Origin of the sequence: Teichococcus deserti, assembly GCF_001982615.1 — a bacterium.
Classification (GTDB): Bacteria; Pseudomonadota; Alphaproteobacteria; order Acetobacterales; family Acetobacteraceae; genus Pseudoroseomonas; species Pseudoroseomonas deserti.
On the sequence record NZ_MLCO01000060.1, the window covers coordinates 1 to 16641 of the forward strand.

The following is a 16641-nucleotide window of genomic DNA, read 5'->3' on the forward strand; positions in this document are numbered from 1 at the left end:
CTGAAGAAGCATGGGATCGCCGGCCAGGCTGTTTCCGCCATCACGATCGACGCCGGGCAGCCGTAAGACTGGGGGCGCCGCCCCCAGACCCCCGCCGGGGGGATAGTATCCCCCCGGACCCCGCCTTCAGTCAGGATCCGCCATGCTCATCACCAACGCCGCCCTCGTCACCTGCAACGACAGCCGTGAAGTGATCGCGCACCAGGCCATCCTGATCCGCCACAACAAGATCGCCGAAATCGGTGACAGCAAAGCGCTGGAAGCTCAGCACCCGACCGAAGAAAAATTCGACGCCACGGGCCTGGCCGTCACCCCCGGCCTGGTCAACGCCCATACCCACACCGTGCTGACCGCGCTCCGCGGCACCGTGGAAGATTGGGAAGGCGACGTGATCTACGGCTACATGTCGCCGATCTCCTACGCCATGACCGACGAAGAACGCGCGACCATGGCCATGCTCGGCTGCCTGGAAGCCATCCGCAGCGGCACCACCACCCTTGTCGATCCCTTCCGCCATGTGCCGTCCTACGGAAAGGCCATGGCCTCGACCGGACTGCGCCTCTGGCTGTCGGAAAGCTGCGCCGACATCGACACGCGGAAAATCCGCCACGGCGACTACTCGGAGGACGAGGCCTTCGGCGCCCAGTTCCTTGACCGCGCCGAGGCCATGATCGAGAGCCTGCACGGCAGCCACAACGACCGCGTCCGCTGCCAGGTCGCCGCCCATGCGCCGGACAACTGCTCGCCGCGCATGCTGCGCAGGCTGCTGGACCTGGCCGCCCGCCACGGCCTGACCCGCACCGTCCACCTGTCGCAAAGCCCCGGCGAGGCCAAGGCCGTCCGCGCCGCCCGCAATGCCACCTCGGCCGAATACCTGGACCGCGAGGGCTTCCTCGGCCGCGACCTCTCCGCCGCGCATTGGACCTTCTGCACCGAATCCGACATCGCGCTGCTGGCCGAGCGCGGCGTCACCATGGCGCATACCCCGGCCAGCATCAGCCGCCGCCGCGGCATGCACCAGGCGAAGCTCGGCCTGATCCGCGATGCCGGGGTGCGCGTCGCCTTCGGCACCGACAACATGACCGAGGACATGTTCCAGGCCATGAGCATCGGCTCCATCCTGCACCGCACCGGCCGCGGCCGCGCGACCGAGGGCGGCGTCGCCCCGGGCCCGCAGAAGATCCTGGACGCGGTGACCCGCGACGCCGCCGGCAGCGTCGGCGCCGAGGCCGAGATCGGCAGCATCGAGGTCGGCAAGAAGGCCGACCTGACCTTCATCGACCTGAACACCCCGGCGATGCGCCCGGTGGTGCGGCTGGTCTCCAATATTGTTCACTATGGCCATCCGGGCGTGGTGCATTCCGTGATGGTCGACGGCGACTTCGTCATGCGCGACCGCCGCGTGCTGACCGTCGACGAGCCTGCCCTGCTGGCCGAGGCCCAGGCGGTCACCGAGCGGGTCTGGGGCCGGATGATCGAGCAGAACCCTGATCTGGCGAAGACGCCCGACCCGCTGCCCTGGTTCCAGATCTAGCCTGCGCGACGCGGGGCGCGCCCATCGAGGCACGCCCCCACTGACAGAATCAATCGGCGCGGGCGCCGGAGTCGCGGACGACCTGCTGCCACATCGGCCGCTCCTTGGCGGCGCGGGTGGCGGCATCCTCGGCCGTGGTCCACAGCGCTGTGGCGCCGCCCTGGATGAAGCGTTTCTGCATCGCCTCGTCCTGGGCCACGCGGCGCATGGCGCCGTTCAGCTTCTCGATCACCGCCGGCGGCGTGCCGGCCGGGGCCACGAAGGCGCCCCAGACGCTGACCACGAAGTTCGGCACGCCGGCCTCGACCATGGTGGGGATGTTGGGCAGGGTCGGCCAGCGCTCGGCGCCGGTCACCGCCAGGCCGCGCATCCGCCCTTCCTGGATCAGCGAGATCTGCGAGGCCAGGTTGTCCAGCGCCACGTCGACATCGCCCGCCAGCAGCGCCGGCACCACCTGCGCGGCGCCGCGATAGGGGACATGGGTCGCCTTCACGCCGGTCCGGCCGAACAGCATGGCGCTGGACAGGTGGGTGGTCTGGCCGATGCCGGTCGAGGCGTAGGTGATGCCGTCAGGCCGGGCCTTCGCCCACGTCAAGAAATCCTGCAGGGTCTGGGCCTTGTTGTGCTCGGGCGCGACGACGGCGATGTTCGGCGTGTCCCAGGCCAGGCCGATCGGCAGGATGTCCTTCGCCGTGTCGAAGGGCATGCTCTGGAACAGGAACTGGTTGATGGCCATGATGCTGGCCGTCACCGCGCCGATCGTGTAGCCGTCCGGCGCCGCCTTGGCGACGGCGTCGGTGCCGATATTGCCGCTGGCGCCCGGGCGGTTCTCGATCACCACCGGCTGGCCGAGGCTGGCGCCCATGCGCTCGGCATAGAGTCGGCTGAGCACGTCGGTCGAGCCGCCCGGCGGATAGGGCACCACCATGCGGATCGGCTTGGCCGGCCAGGCGGGCTGGGCCAGCGCCGGCCGGGCCAGCGCTCCGGCGGCGGCGGCGGCAAGGGGCAGCGCCAGCAGGCTGCGGCGGTGGGTCATCGTCTCGTCTCTCCCGGTCAACACGCCGTCTTCGCGGCGTCGGGAGCGAGCATCGGCCAGGCCGGGCGCGGCTGTCCAGCGCCCTTCAGCCGCGGCGGGGCAGGGCGGCGCCGTCGACGCGGAACAGGTGGCAGGCCTCGGGCGGCAGGTGCAACCGCCCTGCCATGCCGCGCTGCAGGCGGCCGCCTTCCGGAATGCGGGCGGTCAGCAGCGTGCCGTCGGGGGCGCGCAGATAGGCCAGCTGCTCCTCGCCGAGCTCTTCCACCACCTCGATCGGGCCGCTGATGGCCGGGCCCTCGCCCTCGAGGCGCAGATGCTCGGGGCGGATGCCCAGCGTCAGCGCCTCGCCGGGCTGGGCGCTGGCGCGGTCCACAGGCACCGCCAGGCTCGCCCCGCCCGGCAGCGCCACGGTGACGGTCTTGCCGTCGCTCTCCTCGGCATGCACAGCAAAAAAGTTCATGCGGGTGGCGCCGATGAAGCCGGCGACGAAGAGGTTGCGCGGGTGGCGATACAGCTCCAACGGGCTGCCCACCTGCTCGACCCGCCCGGCATTCAGCACGACGATGCGGTCGGCCAGCGTCATCGCCTCCACCTGGTCATGGGTGACGTAGATCATGGTGGTCTTCAGCGACTGGTGCAGCCGCGCGATCTCGATCCGCATCTGGCCGCGCAGGCTGGCATCGAGATTCGACAGCGGCTCGTCGAACAGGAAGACCTGCGGCGCGCGGATGATGGCGCGGCCGATCGCCACCCGCTGCCGCTGCCCGCCCGACAGCTGCTTCGGCAGCCGGTCCAGCAGCGGCGTCAGCTCCAGGATGCGCGCCACCTCCTGCAGCTTCTCTTCCACGGCGGCGCGCTCGCTGCGCTTCGCCTGCAGGCCGAAGGCGATGTTCTCGCGCACCGTCATATGCGGATAGAGGGCATAGGACTGGAAGACCATGGCGATGCCGCGCTCGCGCGGGGCCTTGGCGGTCATGTCCTCGCCGCCGATGCGGATGCTGCCGCCCGAGACGCTCTCCAGCCCGGCCACCAGCCGCAGCAGCGTCGACTTGCCGCAGCCGGAGGGGCCGACGAAGACGCAGAACTCGCCATCGGCGATGTCGAGGTCGACGTCGCGGATGATCTCGGCGCCGTCGAAGCGCTTGCGCAAGCCGCGCAGTTCCAGGCTGGCCATGGGGCGGTTCTCCGGCAGCTCAGCCCTTCACCGCGCCGGCGGTGAGGCCCGAGACGATCTTGCGCTGGAAGGCGACGACCAGCGCGACGATCGGGATGGTGACGACGGTGGAGGCGGCCATGACCAGGCCCCAGGGCAGCTCCTGCCGGCTGCCGCCGCTGAGCAGCGCGATGGCGACCGGCACGGTCCGCGTCTCCTCGGAAAGCGTGAAGGTCAGGGCGAAGAGGAACTCGTTCCAGCTGACGATGAAGGCCAGCAGGGCGGTCGGCGCCAGCGCCGGCCAGAGCAGCGGCAGCAATACCCGCGTCACCACGGTCAGCGCGCTGGCGCCGTCGGCATAGGCGGCCTCTTCCAGCTCCTTCGGCAGCTCGCGCATGAAGGTGGTCAGCACCCAGATGGTGAAGGGCAGCGTCAGCATCAGGTTGGCCAGCATCAGCCCGGGCAGGGTGTCGTAGAGGCCCAAAGCGCGGATCAGCTCGAACATGCCGGACAGCACGGCGATCTGCGGGAACATCGATACGCCGAGGATGGTCAGCAGCAGCGCGTAGCGGCCGCGGAAGCGCACCCGCCCCAGCGCATAGGCGGCGCCGACCGCCAGGACCAGCGAGACGCCGGTCACCGTCGCCGCCACCAGCACCGAGTTCAGGATGGTCCGGCCGAAATCCTGCTGGGTGAAGACCAGCTCGTAGTTCCGCGGATCCAGCGCCTCCGGCAGCATCGCCGGCACGAACAGGAAGCTGCCGGAGCGGAAGGAGGTGACCAGCGCGTGGTAGAAAGGAAACAGCGCGAAGGCGCCGATCGCCAGCAGCAGGAGCGCGAAGCCGAGGTGGCGGGCGAGCCGGATCATCGCGCCGCCTCGCCATCCAGCTTCAGCCGGCCGAGCAGCACGACGCTCAGCGTCAGCAGCGCGATCACCAGGAAGAGCAGGGTGGAAGCGGCCGAGCCCTGGCCGACATCCTGGAACTCCACCAGCAGTTGCCGCGCATAGACCGACATCGACATGGTGCCGGCGGAATTGGCGGTGAGCACATAGATCAGGTCGAAAACCCGCAGCGCGTCCAGCGCCCGGAAGATCAGCGCGACAGTCAGTGCCGGGCGGATCAGCGGCAATGTCACGCGGAAGAAGACACGGACCGGATGGATGCCGTCGACGCGGGCGGCCTCGTAGCAGTCGGTCGGCAGCATCTGCAGGGCGGCCAGGATCAGCAGCGCCATGAAGGGCGTGGTCTTCCAGACATCGACGATGACCACGGCCCAGAGCGCGGTGTCGGCATTCGCCATCCAGGCCACCGGCGCGTCGATCAGCCCCAGTCCCATCAGCGCATGGTTGATGACGCCGAACTGGTCGTTGAGCATCCAGGACCAGATCCGCGCCGAGACGATGGTCGGGATCGCCCAGGGGATCAGCACCACCGCCCGCACCAGCCCGCGCATCGGGAAGCGGGCATTGAGGGCGAGGGCCACCACCATTCCCAGCACCGCCTCCAGCCCCACCGAGACGAGCGCGAACCACAGCGTCCGCCAGACCGCGTCCCACCACAGCGGATCGGCCAGCACGCCGAGCCATTCGCCCTCATAGCGTTCCAGGTAATTGGCGAAGCCGATGAAGCGCGCCTCGGACAGGCGGCCGAGCTCGGCATCCGTCAGGCTGAACCAGATGGTGCGGGCCAGCGGCCAGCCGGCGACCGCCAGCAGCACCACCAGCGTCGGCGCCAGGAAGATCCAGGCGGCGCGGATGCGGGCGCGGACCAGCCCGGATTCGACCGGCCTTGCCTCCATGGTCCCGCTCACCAGCCGCGCCGCCCGATGCGGCGCAGGTCCTGGGCCAGGCCTTCCAGCGCCGGATCGGCCTGTTGCCGCCCGGCCAGCACCCCATGCACCCGGGTCCAGAAGGCGTTGGAGACCCGGTTGTACTTGCTGCCCGCCGCCAGGGACGGCCGCGCCACCGCGCCGCTGAAGGTCGGGAACAGGGTGCGGAAGAAGGGATTGGCCTTCAGCACCTCGGGGTCTTCGTAAAGCGCGGGCAGCGTCGGATTGTAGGCGGCGACCACGGCGCGGCGCTTCTGCTCGGCCGTGTCGGTCAGGTACATGACCAGGGCTGCGGCCTCGGCCGGGTGGCGGGAATAGCGCGAGACGCCGAGATTCCAGCCGCCCAGCACGCCCGTCGGCGCGTCGCCAGGTTCCCGGGGCAGGGGGGCGATGCCCACCTTGCCCCGCACCGGGCTGTCCTCGCCCTCGGCCAGGGCCCAGGCATAGGGCCAGTTGCGCATGAAGACGGCGTTGCCCGACTGGAACAACCCGCGCGCCTCTTCCTCGGTATAGGTCAGCACGCCTTCGGGGGCGATCCGGCCGATCCAGCCGCCGGCGCGGGCGAGGGCTGCCCGGGCGCGGTCGTTGTCGATGGTGACATGGGCCTGGGCATCCAGGATGGTGCCGCCGCCCGAGCCCGCCACCCATTCCAGCGCATTGACCGTCAGCCCCTCATAGGCGCGGCCCTGGAAGACATAGCCCCAGAGCGGCTGGCTGCCGGGCGGGGCCGCGGCGCGCTCGGCCTGCTGGATGGCTGCCGCCGTCTCGGTCAGCGCTTCCCAGGTCGAGGGCACGGCGCGCCCGTGCTTCTCCAGCAGGTCGCGGCGATAGAACAGCACGCCGGCATCGGTGTAGAGCGGCATGGCGATCAGCCTTCCGTCCACCGTGTTGTTGGCGATGATGGCGGGGAAGTGCCGCGCCTCGGCGCCCCGGGAGAAGGGCTTCAGGTCGATGAAATGATGGCCGAGGATGCCGGGCCAGACCACGTCGATCTGGTAGACGTCGATCTGCGGCGCGGCGCCGGCGAGCATCATCTGGTACAGCGCCAGCCGCTCGCTGGCCGAATTCGGCACCGAGACGATCTTCACGCTGTGGCCCGATTGCCGCGCCCAGGCCTCGGCCCCGTCGCGGCAGAGCTCGAGCTCCTGCCCCAGCGCACCGCAGGAGATGGTGACCTCGACCGCCGCGACCGGCCGCGCCGCCGCAAGGCCGAGGCCGGCCGCCAGCAGGAATGCGAGGCAGCGTCGGATCATCGGCGTCTCCTTCCGGATCTCGGGACAGGGCGCCATGGAGGCACCGGGCACCGCCGGAGGGGCCAGGGCGGGCAAGGGGCCGTCCAGGGCTAAACGCCGTGGCCGCGCCCGGCAAGCCAAGCCGGGCGACGGGTCAAGCCATTGTGACGGTGGGCTTGCGACGAAAAGGGCCGGGACCTTGCGGTCCCGGCCCTGATCCGGCCTGCCAGAAAAGGCGGCTCAGCGGATGGTGTAGGTGCTGACCTCGCAAACATTGACACCGCGGCGCTCGATGCGCTGGCCGCCCTGCAGCACGGTCAGGAAGTCGAAGACGCAGGCGCCGGTGCCGTCGTCGATGTTGATGGTCACAGACTGACCCGGCTCCAGCACATCATTGCCCAGGATGTCCTCTTCCCAGCTCGATCGCTTCGAGTTCGAGGCATGGAAGGAGACGATGGTGGTGCGCGAAGCGTTCACCAGCTGGACCCGACGGTCCTGCGCCTCCGCCGGGGAGGGCGCGAAGCTGACGGCGGCGGCGGCGGCGATGAGGGAGGCTGCGAGGAAACGGCGAAGCATGACTCGGCTTTCCAAGGGTTGGTGCCGCTATTCTGCCGCGCTTTCGCTCCGCCGTCGCTGGGATTGCGATATATTTCTGGGCCTGCAACGCAAATTCGCGACTGCGAACAAGGGCTTGTGACCAGCCTTGCTCACTTTTCAGAGATTGGCGCCAGCCGGAACCCTGTGCCTCTGGAAACGCGAACGGCGGAGGCGGGCTGGGGGGCCACGCTCCGCCGAGGGGATAGGCGTCGTCGGGGAAGGAGGGAAGAAGGGCGACTTACCAGCGGCCGTAAGAGCCCATGCTCAGGGTGCTGCGCTCGCCATAGCTGTTCCAGGCGGCCTGCGTCTCGGCGCGGTCGGAGAGGACGGCGTCGTCACGGGCGCGGTCGGCGGCCAGGGCGGCGACGCGGCGCTCGGAAACCAGATCCTTGGCGGGCTGCTTACGGAAGAACATGGCGACCTCCTGCTTCTGCGCCATATTTGCGGCAGGCTGCCGCCATAATCCAGACACAAAATCGACAGGCAGGCACATTTCCGCCTTATTTTCGCCTTGATTGCGGCGGGGCCGGAGAGTGCAGCCAGGGAAAACAGGCAGTTCCAGGCCACAAGCCAAGGCTTGTCCGTGCAGAAGAAGCCTGCCGCCGGCGTCCGCACCCAAGAGAAACCGTTGAATGCCGGCAAGGTGCCTGCGATTCGACTGGATTGGGGTGCGGCCGGGAACTTGCCATCTCTTGGCTTGGAGGCCCTGAGGGCGGCGCGGCCTTAGCCCGTATCATCCTGGCTGGACTGTTGCTTGCTGAAACATTGCACCGGCGAGAGCCAACGGGCGGGGGGCAAATAAGGCGGCGATGCGGCGTCCCGCTCCAGCTTGCCACATTTGCACGAAGCCGGACGTTGCTTGTGCGGCCAAGTCGCCATCCGGTGCGCAAGCCGACCCAAAAGCAAAGCCCAAGCCAAACAGCAGAAAGCCGGAAGGGGCATGGCCCGTCCGGCTTGGATGACTTCTTCGCTTTTACTGGAAGAGGATGGCTGGGGAACCTGGATTCCCTGATCAGCCGACCACGCTCTAGGCCTTCAAGGCTTTCCAGGCCGCCCGCGAAGGATTTGTGGACCACGAATCCGGACCCGTCAACCGCGTCACCCGGACGGCAGTGAAGCACCGCAGGCACCGCTGAGTCCCCCCGCCGACCGCCTCCGCCTGCCCAGAATTCCTTGTCATCGTCCTGGGTGGCCGGTGCGCCCGCACCAGCGGTCCAGTCCCTGATCGCTGGACATAACGGTTCTTCAGGCGGCCGTTCCGGCGTCATCGCGAACCTCTTGTCCTTGCATGCGTGCAGTAATGCCTGGCGGCCTGAGCCCGCGACCGCTGTGGTCCCATCAATGGTAGACATGAGGGCGCTCCCGGGTAGCGAGCACAGTACCGACCAGCCGGGTCAGGCGCCGCAGGGAACCGCCCTGCCACGCAGCTTCCAGAGCGGCGAACTCGACACCATCAAGCGGCAAAGCCCACCGGCGGTCCAGGCCGCGCTCAATGGTCAGGCTCTCCAGGATGCGACCAGCTAGGGAAGCGAGGTGTTCGGACCTCGGCTTCGGGAAGGAAAGGGCCAGAAAGCGGTCCCGCAGCGCGACTGGCACATCGTCCAGTCCGTTAGCCGTGGCGAACCAGATCACATGGGCCAGGTTGACCGGCGCCTCGAGATAAGGATCACGCCAGCACCTGGCTGTTCGCGGCTCCAGCATCGACAAAAGGGCATCGAGAAGGCTCCCGTTGACCTTGGCTGTGCCCGCCTTGTCTACCTCGTCCAGGATGACGGCAGGTGAGGCATGTCGATAATCCCGCATGAGGCTTGCTGGAGAGGAGGGACCGCCGGTGCTCCATCGGCGGGCGGTACCCGCGAAGGCTGCATCGGCCACTCCGCCGCAGCCATAGATCTGCGATGGCAGGTTCAGGAGCGTGGCCAGCCGCAGGGCGTAGGTCGTCTTCCCGCAGCCGGGCGGTCCGACCAGCAGAGTTGGCCGCAGCGCAACATATGGCCTGCCGACGAGTTCGCCGAGGATAACCTCCGTGACGGCCGCTGCATGCGGGAATTCTGCATGGAGCGATCGCCGTACCTCTGCCAGGTCAGACACTGGCTCCAGAGGAAGCCGCAGGTTCAGGAGGTCCTTGAACTCCTTGAAAACCCGCTGCCCAGCCGCGGTAGACAGATTACCGATCTCCATGAACACGATGTCCGATTGGCACCGTGCGTCAGTGCCCGTACCACAGGCGCCAGTCTCGTCAGGCGCGGGTGTCTCATCCTCCTTCATGAACTGCGTGGCCAAGCTAGATTGAGACTTCGTCCGGGCAGGTGCCTGGTCAGCAGTAGGTGATGAGCCGGATTTTCCTGAGCGGTTAGCCAACATCTTGGCCATCATCTGCTCGCCGGGGCCAGCGAGTGCGGCCTCCAGGAACACCGTCGCCCCATTTCGGGACCAACGTTCGGGCAACTCGATCTGCCCGGTCGCTGCCAGCAGCCAGCCGACGGCTGACCTGGCACGATGGATAGCCTCATGCTGCTCGATGCCGGGCTCATAGGCACGGGCGACCGCGAAGGCCGCGACCTTGTGGATTGACGCGGCATGCCCCGACAGGGCGGCATAGAGATAACAGCGGATATCCCCATGCATCTGTGCCAGGGAGGGCAGTCTGCGTTGGGCCAGGAAGCCCTCGATGGCTTCGGCTGCCGTGATGTAGTCTTTGACCACTGGCTTCTCGGTCAGGTCGCTAAGAGCCAGGATCAATGCGTGGGTAGCGAGGTCCTGAGGGTCCAGGAACTCGACTGCGCGTGCAGCAAAATGCCCGGCATCTTGGTGTACATCATCTCGAAACAGCGCACAGCCATCCAGGACCTCGGGAAGCGAGGGCACACGCTTCCCGGCAGAAGCCTCGGCAGAGATGTGGTTCAGGTGATCGCGACGTGCGGTGACGACGTCGATAACTCGGCGCGTGTTTGAGACCTGCCCGGAACGGCTCATGAGAGCACCTCCGCCGCCTGGTAGTGAGGCGCACATCTCCTGGCACCGGACAGCCCGACGCGCAGCATGATAGTCATGGGGGTGAAGCCCTGCGTTCGAGTGGCGTTTACCCACCTCCCGCACCGAGGCGCGGGAGGTGGGGGGAACGGAAGAGCCAGGCCTCACACGGTCAGCGGCAGTCCGCTAACGCCTCAGGCCTGCGCCATCCGCCCTGTTCGTATTCGCAAGGTGTCCAGAGGACGGATCGCCCACCAAGCCTGGGTCAGGCTCCTGGCAGCGGCATCAAAGGCCGAGATGTCGGCGCGGTCCGTCATGGAGAGAACGTATGTAGAACGATGTAGGCCGTCAACGACGAAATGCGATTCGTGGAGACCGCTGTCGATGTGATGAGGTGGGCAGGCTCACCGGGGTGCATGGAACCTGCCACAGGCTCGTTGCAAGGCGCGAACTGTAGGGAACATAGGAAGTGAGTTCAGCGCGATTCGTAGGGGAGATGGCCAAAACAGGATGCAGATTCAGAGGCTTGCAAGCGCTGAATCGCGCCTGCGCGAAGAGAAATAATCTGGCGATGCTGAGCACCTTGGCAGACAATAGTGCCTCGCTCGCCGGGAGATCCGCACGATGAGCCATAGCCAGCCGCAGGAAACGACGGACTACGAGTCCGCGCTGGAGATGCGTGCCGGGGGCAGCCTGTCGGCAGAGGATGTCGGACATCTTCTGGGCGTCACCCTTCAGGAAGTCGACAAGCGGCGCCGGGAGCGAGCTCTCCTGGCTATCCAACACGGCGACGAATGGGCCTACCCGCGCGCGCAGTTCGCCGGGACGGAAACAATCCCCTACCTCGCGAGGGTGGTGGAGGGCCTCGAAGTCTCCGGCCCGTGGGTGACATCCGAGTTTTTAATCACCCCTGATGACACCCTCGACGGCCTGACACCCAGGGAGGCGCTACTACAGGGTGGCGAGATGCGTGATCGAGTCTTGAGCCTCGTGCGGGGCTGGAGCGAGGGAGAGGGTTTCCCTTGAGCGCATGGACGGCCGCTACGCGTCCCTTCAGATGAGTACATTCCGCTGATTGCGCCCCGAGCTCCTAGCCTAGCCGCTCAGCCAACTTGGCCACCTGGATGCACTTCCAGGTAAGAGACGAAGCGGGAAGCCGCTGCCATCTTCGGCCCTGGCCAAGCCTCCGGAGTGACCGGCCATGCGGCTTACTGCGCTGGCTGGAGCACCGGTGAGGACGAGGCGGGAGGATTAGCTTCCAATTCGGCAATCAACTGCTTCATCTCGCCGATCTCCCGCACCTGGGCCTCGATGATGCTGTCGGCCAGTTGCCGAACGCGAGGATCCCGGATGCGGGCGCGCTCGCTAGTCATGATGGCGATGGAATGGTGCGGGATCATCGCCTTCATGTAGGCCACGTCGCCCACCGTCTGCTGGCTTCTGACCAGCCACAGCGCCCCCGCGAACACCAGGACGCTGGCGCCGAGGATGGCCATGTTGGCGGTCCGGTTGCGATACATGCCCAACATGAACAGCAGCATGATGACCGCCATGGTCGCTCCCATGACGAGTGCCATCCAAGTCCGGGTCTGGCTGTAGAAGACGTGGTCCAAGGCGTAGGTGTTCAGGTACATCAGGCCGAACATGATCACGGTCGAGGTCAGGATCATCAGGCCGAAGCGCGTATAGCTCATGGCAGAGTGTCTCTCTGAAAGGCCGGGCATCTTCAGTCCCGGCAAGCCTCGGCATCAGGAATCGGTTGAGGGGTGGCCGACGCCCGCAGGCATCGGCCATGTGGGGAACCCGTCCGATTGGACGTTCGTCAGGCTCAGGCGATCGGGCCGCCGCTCTCCGGGAAGACGTACCAGGAGCCGAAGTCGCCGATGCCCTCCACGAAACCTGGCACCTCGGCGAACATGAAGTCGCTCTGCCGCAGGTCGTCCTTGCTGACGCCCTCGAGGAGAATGGACCCCGCGAAGGTGCCGTCCGCCTCCATGCCCCAGCCGACCAGGGCGCCCTCGGCGGTGTCCCGGACCACGACATCCGCGGGCTGGATACCCTCCATGAAGGCGATGTGGTCGAAGGCGCCCTGGGCATCGCCGGTCGCTTCGAAGTCCAGGACCACGTCGTGGCCGCTGTCCATCGACACCATGAAGGCGTCAGCGCCGGTGCCGCCGACCAGGGTGTCGTCGCCCATGCCGCCGTTCAGCATGCCGTGCGCGGCGCCCTCGTCGAGGTAGTCGTCCCCGTCGCCGCCCATGAGCTCGTCGGACTCCGCCCCGCCTGAGAGCCTGTCGTCGCCAGCCTCGCCCATCAGGCGGTCCATGCCGTCGCCGCCCGCCATGGTGTCATTGCCGTCGCCGCCCTGGAGATGGTCGTCCCCGGCCAAGCCCGAGATGGTGTCGTCCCCGGCCAGCCCGAAGACCGTGTCCGATTCCGACGACCCGGCCAGGGCGTCGTGCCCGTCGGTGCCGCGGAGGATGGCGTTCCCCTCGATGTCAAAGCTCAGGGTGCGGCCATCGAACAGGTGGTCGGCCAGGACGTCGAACACCGCTCCGGCCTGCGCTTCCCCGGACACCTCAGGACCCGCGACACTGGGTGTCGGCGCCTCGTCGGCTGGCCCCCCGGGTTCCCGCAGGCCGGGCGGCAGGTCAGCCGCGTCGCCGAACATTAAGTCGTCCTGCGCCAGGTCCGCCTTGGACACGCCTTCCAGCAGGACGGATCCGCCGTCCCAACTGACCTGAACCCCGTCCGCGGTGTCGGCAAAGGCCAGGTCCGTCCACTGGAGGCCATCCATGACCGCCAGGTGGTCGAACATGCCGGGACCGGCCGTGAAGTCCTTGATCACGTCGTGGCCGCTCGTGCGACCAATCATGAAGGCATCCGGGCCGCCGCCGCCGACCAGGGTGTCGTCGCCCATGCCGCCGTCAACGGTGCTGTGGCCCTCGCCCTCGTCGAGGTGGTCGTTCCCGGCGCCGCCCCGCAGCGTGTCGGCACCCGCGCCGCCGTAGAGGATGTCATCACCGTCCCCACCCTCGACCTCGTCGTCGCCCATGTTGCCGGAGACGAGGTCGGCGCCCGCGCCGCCATGGAGGATGTCGTCCATGCCGCCCCCGCCGATGCGGTCGTCGCCGCCCAGGCCCCAGGTGAACTCGGCGCCGTCAGTGCCGCCCAAGGTGTCGGGGTTCTCACCGCCGAAGGTGACGTTATGAACGTGGCCACCGGCCGTGAAACTGAAGTGAAGCCCGCCCAGTGCGCCGTGCAGGCTGTCAGCCACACGGTTTGCGAGGCTCGCGAGAAGGTTGTCGTGGTGCTGGCCCCAACTCATGCCGAAGCTCCGTCAGAACGTGTTGATCCGCTCGGGAAGCGCTTGTGCTTCCGGTTGAGGCGACAAGGACCAGGCCCGATGCCCGGTCCCTGTCTCGGCGTCAGGCGCTCAATTCGCGGCAGGACGCGGCACACTTGCGGCACTGCGCGACGCAGTCCTCCATGCCACCCACGGCCTCGCAGCTTTTGGCGCACTCCTCGCAGATCTCGGCGCATTCGGCGCAGGTGTGCTTATGGTGGGGCGTGCCGATCAGCATCATGTTGGCGGAGGTCTGGCAGATGGTGGCGCAAGCCATCATGAGCCTGAAGTGCTGCGGCTCCACGTGCTTGCCGCCCGCCTCGAGGCAGTGGTTCATGGCCATGCCGAGGCAGGTGGAGTGGCAGCGCAGGCATTCCTCGATGCAGGCCTGCATGGCGGGGGTCATCTGATGCATTTCTCTTCTCCGTAAGGGCTTCCATGAGGGAAGGCTCGCCGACCCGTGCGCCGGGCCGACGGCCGGTCCAGGTGGAGCGCTGGCTTGGTCCCGCGCCCTCTCGGCAGCGGTAAGGCCACGCTCCGCCATCCGCGGGCCACTGGCTCCGCGGGCGGCTTGGCGCCCTATCGGGGTGGTGGAGAGGGAAGGTCCGGCGTGATGCCCACGACCGCCGCCGTGGGCGTGGCGAAGAAGCCGCCACGGCTGACCAGGAGCGCGGCCTGAGGTCTCGTCGTCGGCAGCAGCGCGGCGCCGCTCCCGCAATGCCCGAGGGTGCAGCACCCGGGCCGCATGCCGTCGTCACCGCAGTTCGGGCAGCACTTCTTCCCAGTCCCTCGGCCCTTCATGGCGGGGCCGGATGAGCGCATGGCCTGGGACGCGGGTGCCGGACGGCCCGCATGGACGGAGGCCTGCATGGCGACCGGGACGGCGGACGCCATGGGGGCACCACGATGGGCCGAAGCGGGCACGGCAAGCAGGGACACGCACAGGGTGAGCGCCAGAACAACTACAGCTTGGATTGCGCTCGCCGTCAGGCGCATCGGTTCGTCCGCTCCACTGGTACCCCAGTAAGGCGTCAATCCAGGCCGGGTTGCGCTTCCAGCCGCACAAGGCGGCGATCCGGGACACGCCGTCCCGACCTGGGCCACCAGGGCGTCAGAGTGGCCGCCGGAGCCACGGCCGGGTTGCGTTGACCTGGCAAGACGCCTGCGGCTGCCGAGGATCCTGTACGATCGCCGTCAGCCGCGGCCAGGGCCGAACGAGGAACTCCCACCGCGCTCCACTCCCGGCCTGACGTCGTCGCGCGCCTCCCCGTGACCGGCATGCCCGCCGTGGCCGTGGTGCATGAACAGATGCATCAGGGGGCAGGCCAGCAGGAGCAGGTACGGCAGCACGCCGAGGACGTGCGCGTAGTGCTCCCGCAGGACATAGAACGCGGCGATCAAGGCGAACCCGATGACGGCGATGCCGGTCCGGCTGCGCCACCAAGAGGAATCAGCATGGTCATGCATCTTGGATCTCCTTCCCACATCCGGATCATTGCCCTCCGGTCCGTGCCCGCGCCTTGATCTGGGACAAGGCACCGGGGAGCCTTCCGCGTCGACGCCCGGCTGGGTCCAGCGGACAGGTGGTTCACGCACGGAGCGCCGCGCCGACATGGCCAGCGCTCCGCGTTGGCACGCGGCTGGCTACACGCCCTCGGGGCGCGGGCTGGTCGACGTCATCTCGGCAACGGCCCAGAAGACCAGCACCATCACAACGATTTCCCAGCCGATCGAAGCTGCGAGGCGGGCGCCGGAGCCCGGTGCCCCGGCAGCCAGGGCTGGAGTCAGTCGGAAGCGGTGCCAGGCGGCGAAACCCAATAAGGCGCCGACCAGCGCGACCTTGACGAGCAGGGCCCAGCCGTAGGCGGTGGTCACCAGCAGGTCCAGTTGTCCGACCAACAGCCACGCCAGCGTCACACCGGCCAGGATAAGACCACCGACGACCCAGGAGGCTGCCCGCGCCCACTCCTCGACCACGGTGACGGCCCCCGGGCCCGCTCGCTTGGAGGCGATCAGGAGGGGCCACAGGCTGCCCGCCCAGAAGGCCGCCGCAAGCAGGTGCACCACCAGCGCCGTGGCCAGCAGCCACCGTGGCTGGTGCTGCGTCGTATGGCCGACCGCCGTGAAGCTTGCGGCGACCGCGAGCACGCCAGCGGCCCCGAGCGGCCAGGCCGCGCGTCCAATCCGGGTCGCCAGCGCCACGGCCAGCAGGCCCGCCCAGGTGACCAGCACGGACATGCCGGGACGCGAACCCAGCATCATCTCCCAGATCTCGGCGTCGAACGGATCGCCATCCGACGCCAGGGCGACCTGGGCCGCTAGCCAAGCAAGGCTCGAGCCCAATCCCGCCGCCACCATGACCAGGGTCAGGCGGCGGCATGCGGCGACGTCACCGGCGTCCTGTAGGCGCCCGAAGCCCATGGCGAAGATGGCAAGGCCAGCCGCACCGAGGCACGACACGTAGTAGGCGAAGCGCAGCGCCACGGAGAGGGCGCGCAGCAGGTCCGGCTCAGGCCCAAGCAGTTCGAGGATCACCGGGCCGCGTTCACCGCAAACCGCACCGCCCCGCTCATGACGTGGCCGTCGTCGCCCATCGCGCGCCACTCGAGCCGATAGGCGCCGGGACGCAGGGGAGCCACCAGCGTTGCCGTCACCTGGCTGGACGCAGCCCGGCCACCTTCGCGACGCACCTGGTGCTCCCGGCCGCCCTCGTCGAGCAGGCGCAACGCGGTCACGCGGCAGTCTTCGGTGAAGGCCAGGCTGAGCGTGCGGGGGGACGCGTTCAGCGTTGCGCCGTCGGCCGGGTCGGACGAGTGCATCATCGCGTGCGCGGAGGCGGCGCCGGGAACCAGGACGCCGAGGGCGGCGGCGAGGATGCCGTGGCGGAGGAAGGTGGAGCGAGAAAGCATGGAAATCTCCTGTCAGCGCTCGCCGCGGCCT

General features: G+C 68.2%; 16 protein-coding genes. 2 read left to right on the plus strand and 14 right to left on the minus strand.

The window, feature by feature from the left end; translation table 11 throughout:
* The first annotated feature begins 142 nt into the window (after positions 1 to 142).
* Entirely contained in the window at positions 143 to 1534 is a 1392-nt protein-coding gene (locus BKE38_RS07645) for an amidohydrolase family protein (RefSeq protein WP_076956760.1), read from the plus strand.
* Between the two features lie 49 nt (positions 1535 to 1583).
* Here BKE38_RS07645 and BKE38_RS07650 read toward each other — a convergent pair whose 3' ends face one another.
* From BKE38_RS07650 to BKE38_RS30365, 8 genes are all read right to left on the minus strand, one after another.
* The gene (locus BKE38_RS07650; RefSeq protein ID WP_076956761.1) at positions 1584 to 2570 is read right to left on the minus strand and encodes a Bug family tripartite tricarboxylate transporter substrate binding protein; all 987 of its coding nucleotides are present in this window, start codon (positions 2568 to 2570) and stop codon (positions 1584 to 1586) included.
* Between the two features lie 85 nt (positions 2571 to 2655).
* Positions 2656 to 3744 carry an ABC transporter ATP-binding protein gene (locus tag BKE38_RS07655; RefSeq protein WP_076956762.1) on the minus strand — a complete coding sequence of 363 codons (1089 nt, stop codon included), beginning with the start codon at positions 3742 to 3744 and terminating at the stop codon, positions 2656 to 2658.
* 19 nt (positions 3745 to 3763) lie between these two features.
* Complete coding sequence (locus BKE38_RS07660) at positions 3764 to 4591, minus strand: carbohydrate ABC transporter permease (protein WP_076956763.1); 828 nt, start codon at positions 4589 to 4591, stop codon at positions 3764 to 3766.
* Entirely contained in the window at positions 4588 to 5535 is a 948-nt protein-coding gene (locus BKE38_RS07665) for a carbohydrate ABC transporter permease (protein ID WP_367595472.1), read from the minus strand. Before BKE38_RS07665 ends, BKE38_RS07660 begins: the two co-directional genes overlap by 4 nt.
* Positions 5532 to 6806, minus strand: a complete 1275-nt coding sequence (locus BKE38_RS07670) for an ABC transporter substrate-binding protein (RefSeq protein WP_076956765.1) — start codon at positions 6804 to 6806, stop codon at positions 5532 to 5534. Before BKE38_RS07670 ends, BKE38_RS07665 begins: the two co-directional genes overlap by 4 nt.
* Positions 6807 to 7025: 219 nt before the next feature.
* A complete protein-coding gene (locus tag BKE38_RS07675; protein WP_076956766.1) occupies positions 7026 to 7361 on the minus strand; it encodes a hypothetical protein in 336 nt (111 codons plus the stop codon).
* A gap of 259 nt (positions 7362 to 7620) precedes the next feature.
* A complete protein-coding gene (locus BKE38_RS31905; protein ID WP_165694144.1) occupies positions 7621 to 7797 on the minus strand; it encodes a hypothetical protein in 177 nt (58 codons plus the stop codon).
* A 923-nt stretch (positions 7798 to 8720) separates the two neighbouring features.
* Positions 8721 to 10358: an AAA family ATPase gene (locus tag BKE38_RS30365; RefSeq protein ID WP_157223101.1), complete on the minus strand. Its 1638-nt coding sequence runs from the start codon at positions 10356 to 10358 to the stop codon at positions 8721 to 8723.
* Between the two features lie 621 nt (positions 10359 to 10979).
* On the opposite strand from BKE38_RS30365, the gene BKE38_RS07695 reads away from it, so the two are divergent.
* Positions 10980 to 11381, plus strand: coding sequence for a hypothetical protein (locus BKE38_RS07695; RefSeq protein ID WP_019460565.1), 402 nt, complete (start codon positions 10980 to 10982; stop codon positions 11379 to 11381).
* A gap of 182 nt (positions 11382 to 11563) precedes the next feature.
* On the opposite strand, the gene BKE38_RS07700 is transcribed toward BKE38_RS07695, so the two are convergent.
* From BKE38_RS07700 to BKE38_RS07725, 6 genes are all read right to left on the minus strand, one after another.
* A complete protein-coding gene (locus BKE38_RS07700) occupies positions 11564 to 12049 on the minus strand; it encodes a DUF305 domain-containing protein (protein ID WP_019460566.1) in 486 nt (161 codons plus the stop codon).
* Positions 12050 to 12183: 134 nt separating this feature from the next.
* Entirely contained in the window at positions 12184 to 13683 is a 1500-nt protein-coding gene (locus BKE38_RS07705; protein WP_242662266.1) for a calcium-binding protein, read from the minus strand.
* Positions 13684 to 13783: 100 nt separating this feature from the next.
* Positions 13784 to 14116, minus strand: coding sequence for a four-helix bundle copper-binding protein (locus tag BKE38_RS07710; protein WP_076956768.1), 333 nt, complete (start codon positions 14114 to 14116; stop codon positions 13784 to 13786).
* 779 nt (positions 14117 to 14895) lie between these two features.
* On the minus strand, positions 14896 to 15168 hold the full coding sequence (locus BKE38_RS07715; RefSeq protein ID WP_019460569.1) for a DUF2933 domain-containing protein: 273 nt from the start codon (positions 15166 to 15168) through the stop codon (positions 14896 to 14898).
* A 177-nt stretch (positions 15169 to 15345) separates the two neighbouring features.
* Entirely contained in the window at positions 15346 to 16236 is an 891-nt protein-coding gene (locus BKE38_RS07720) for a CopD family protein (protein ID WP_019460570.1), read from the minus strand.
* Complete coding sequence (locus BKE38_RS07725) at positions 16233 to 16610, minus strand: copper resistance CopC family protein (protein WP_019460571.1); 378 nt, start codon at positions 16608 to 16610, stop codon at positions 16233 to 16235. The genes BKE38_RS07720 and BKE38_RS07725 overlap by 4 nt, the downstream gene beginning before the upstream one ends.
* Positions 16611 to 16641 lie beyond the last annotated feature (31 nt).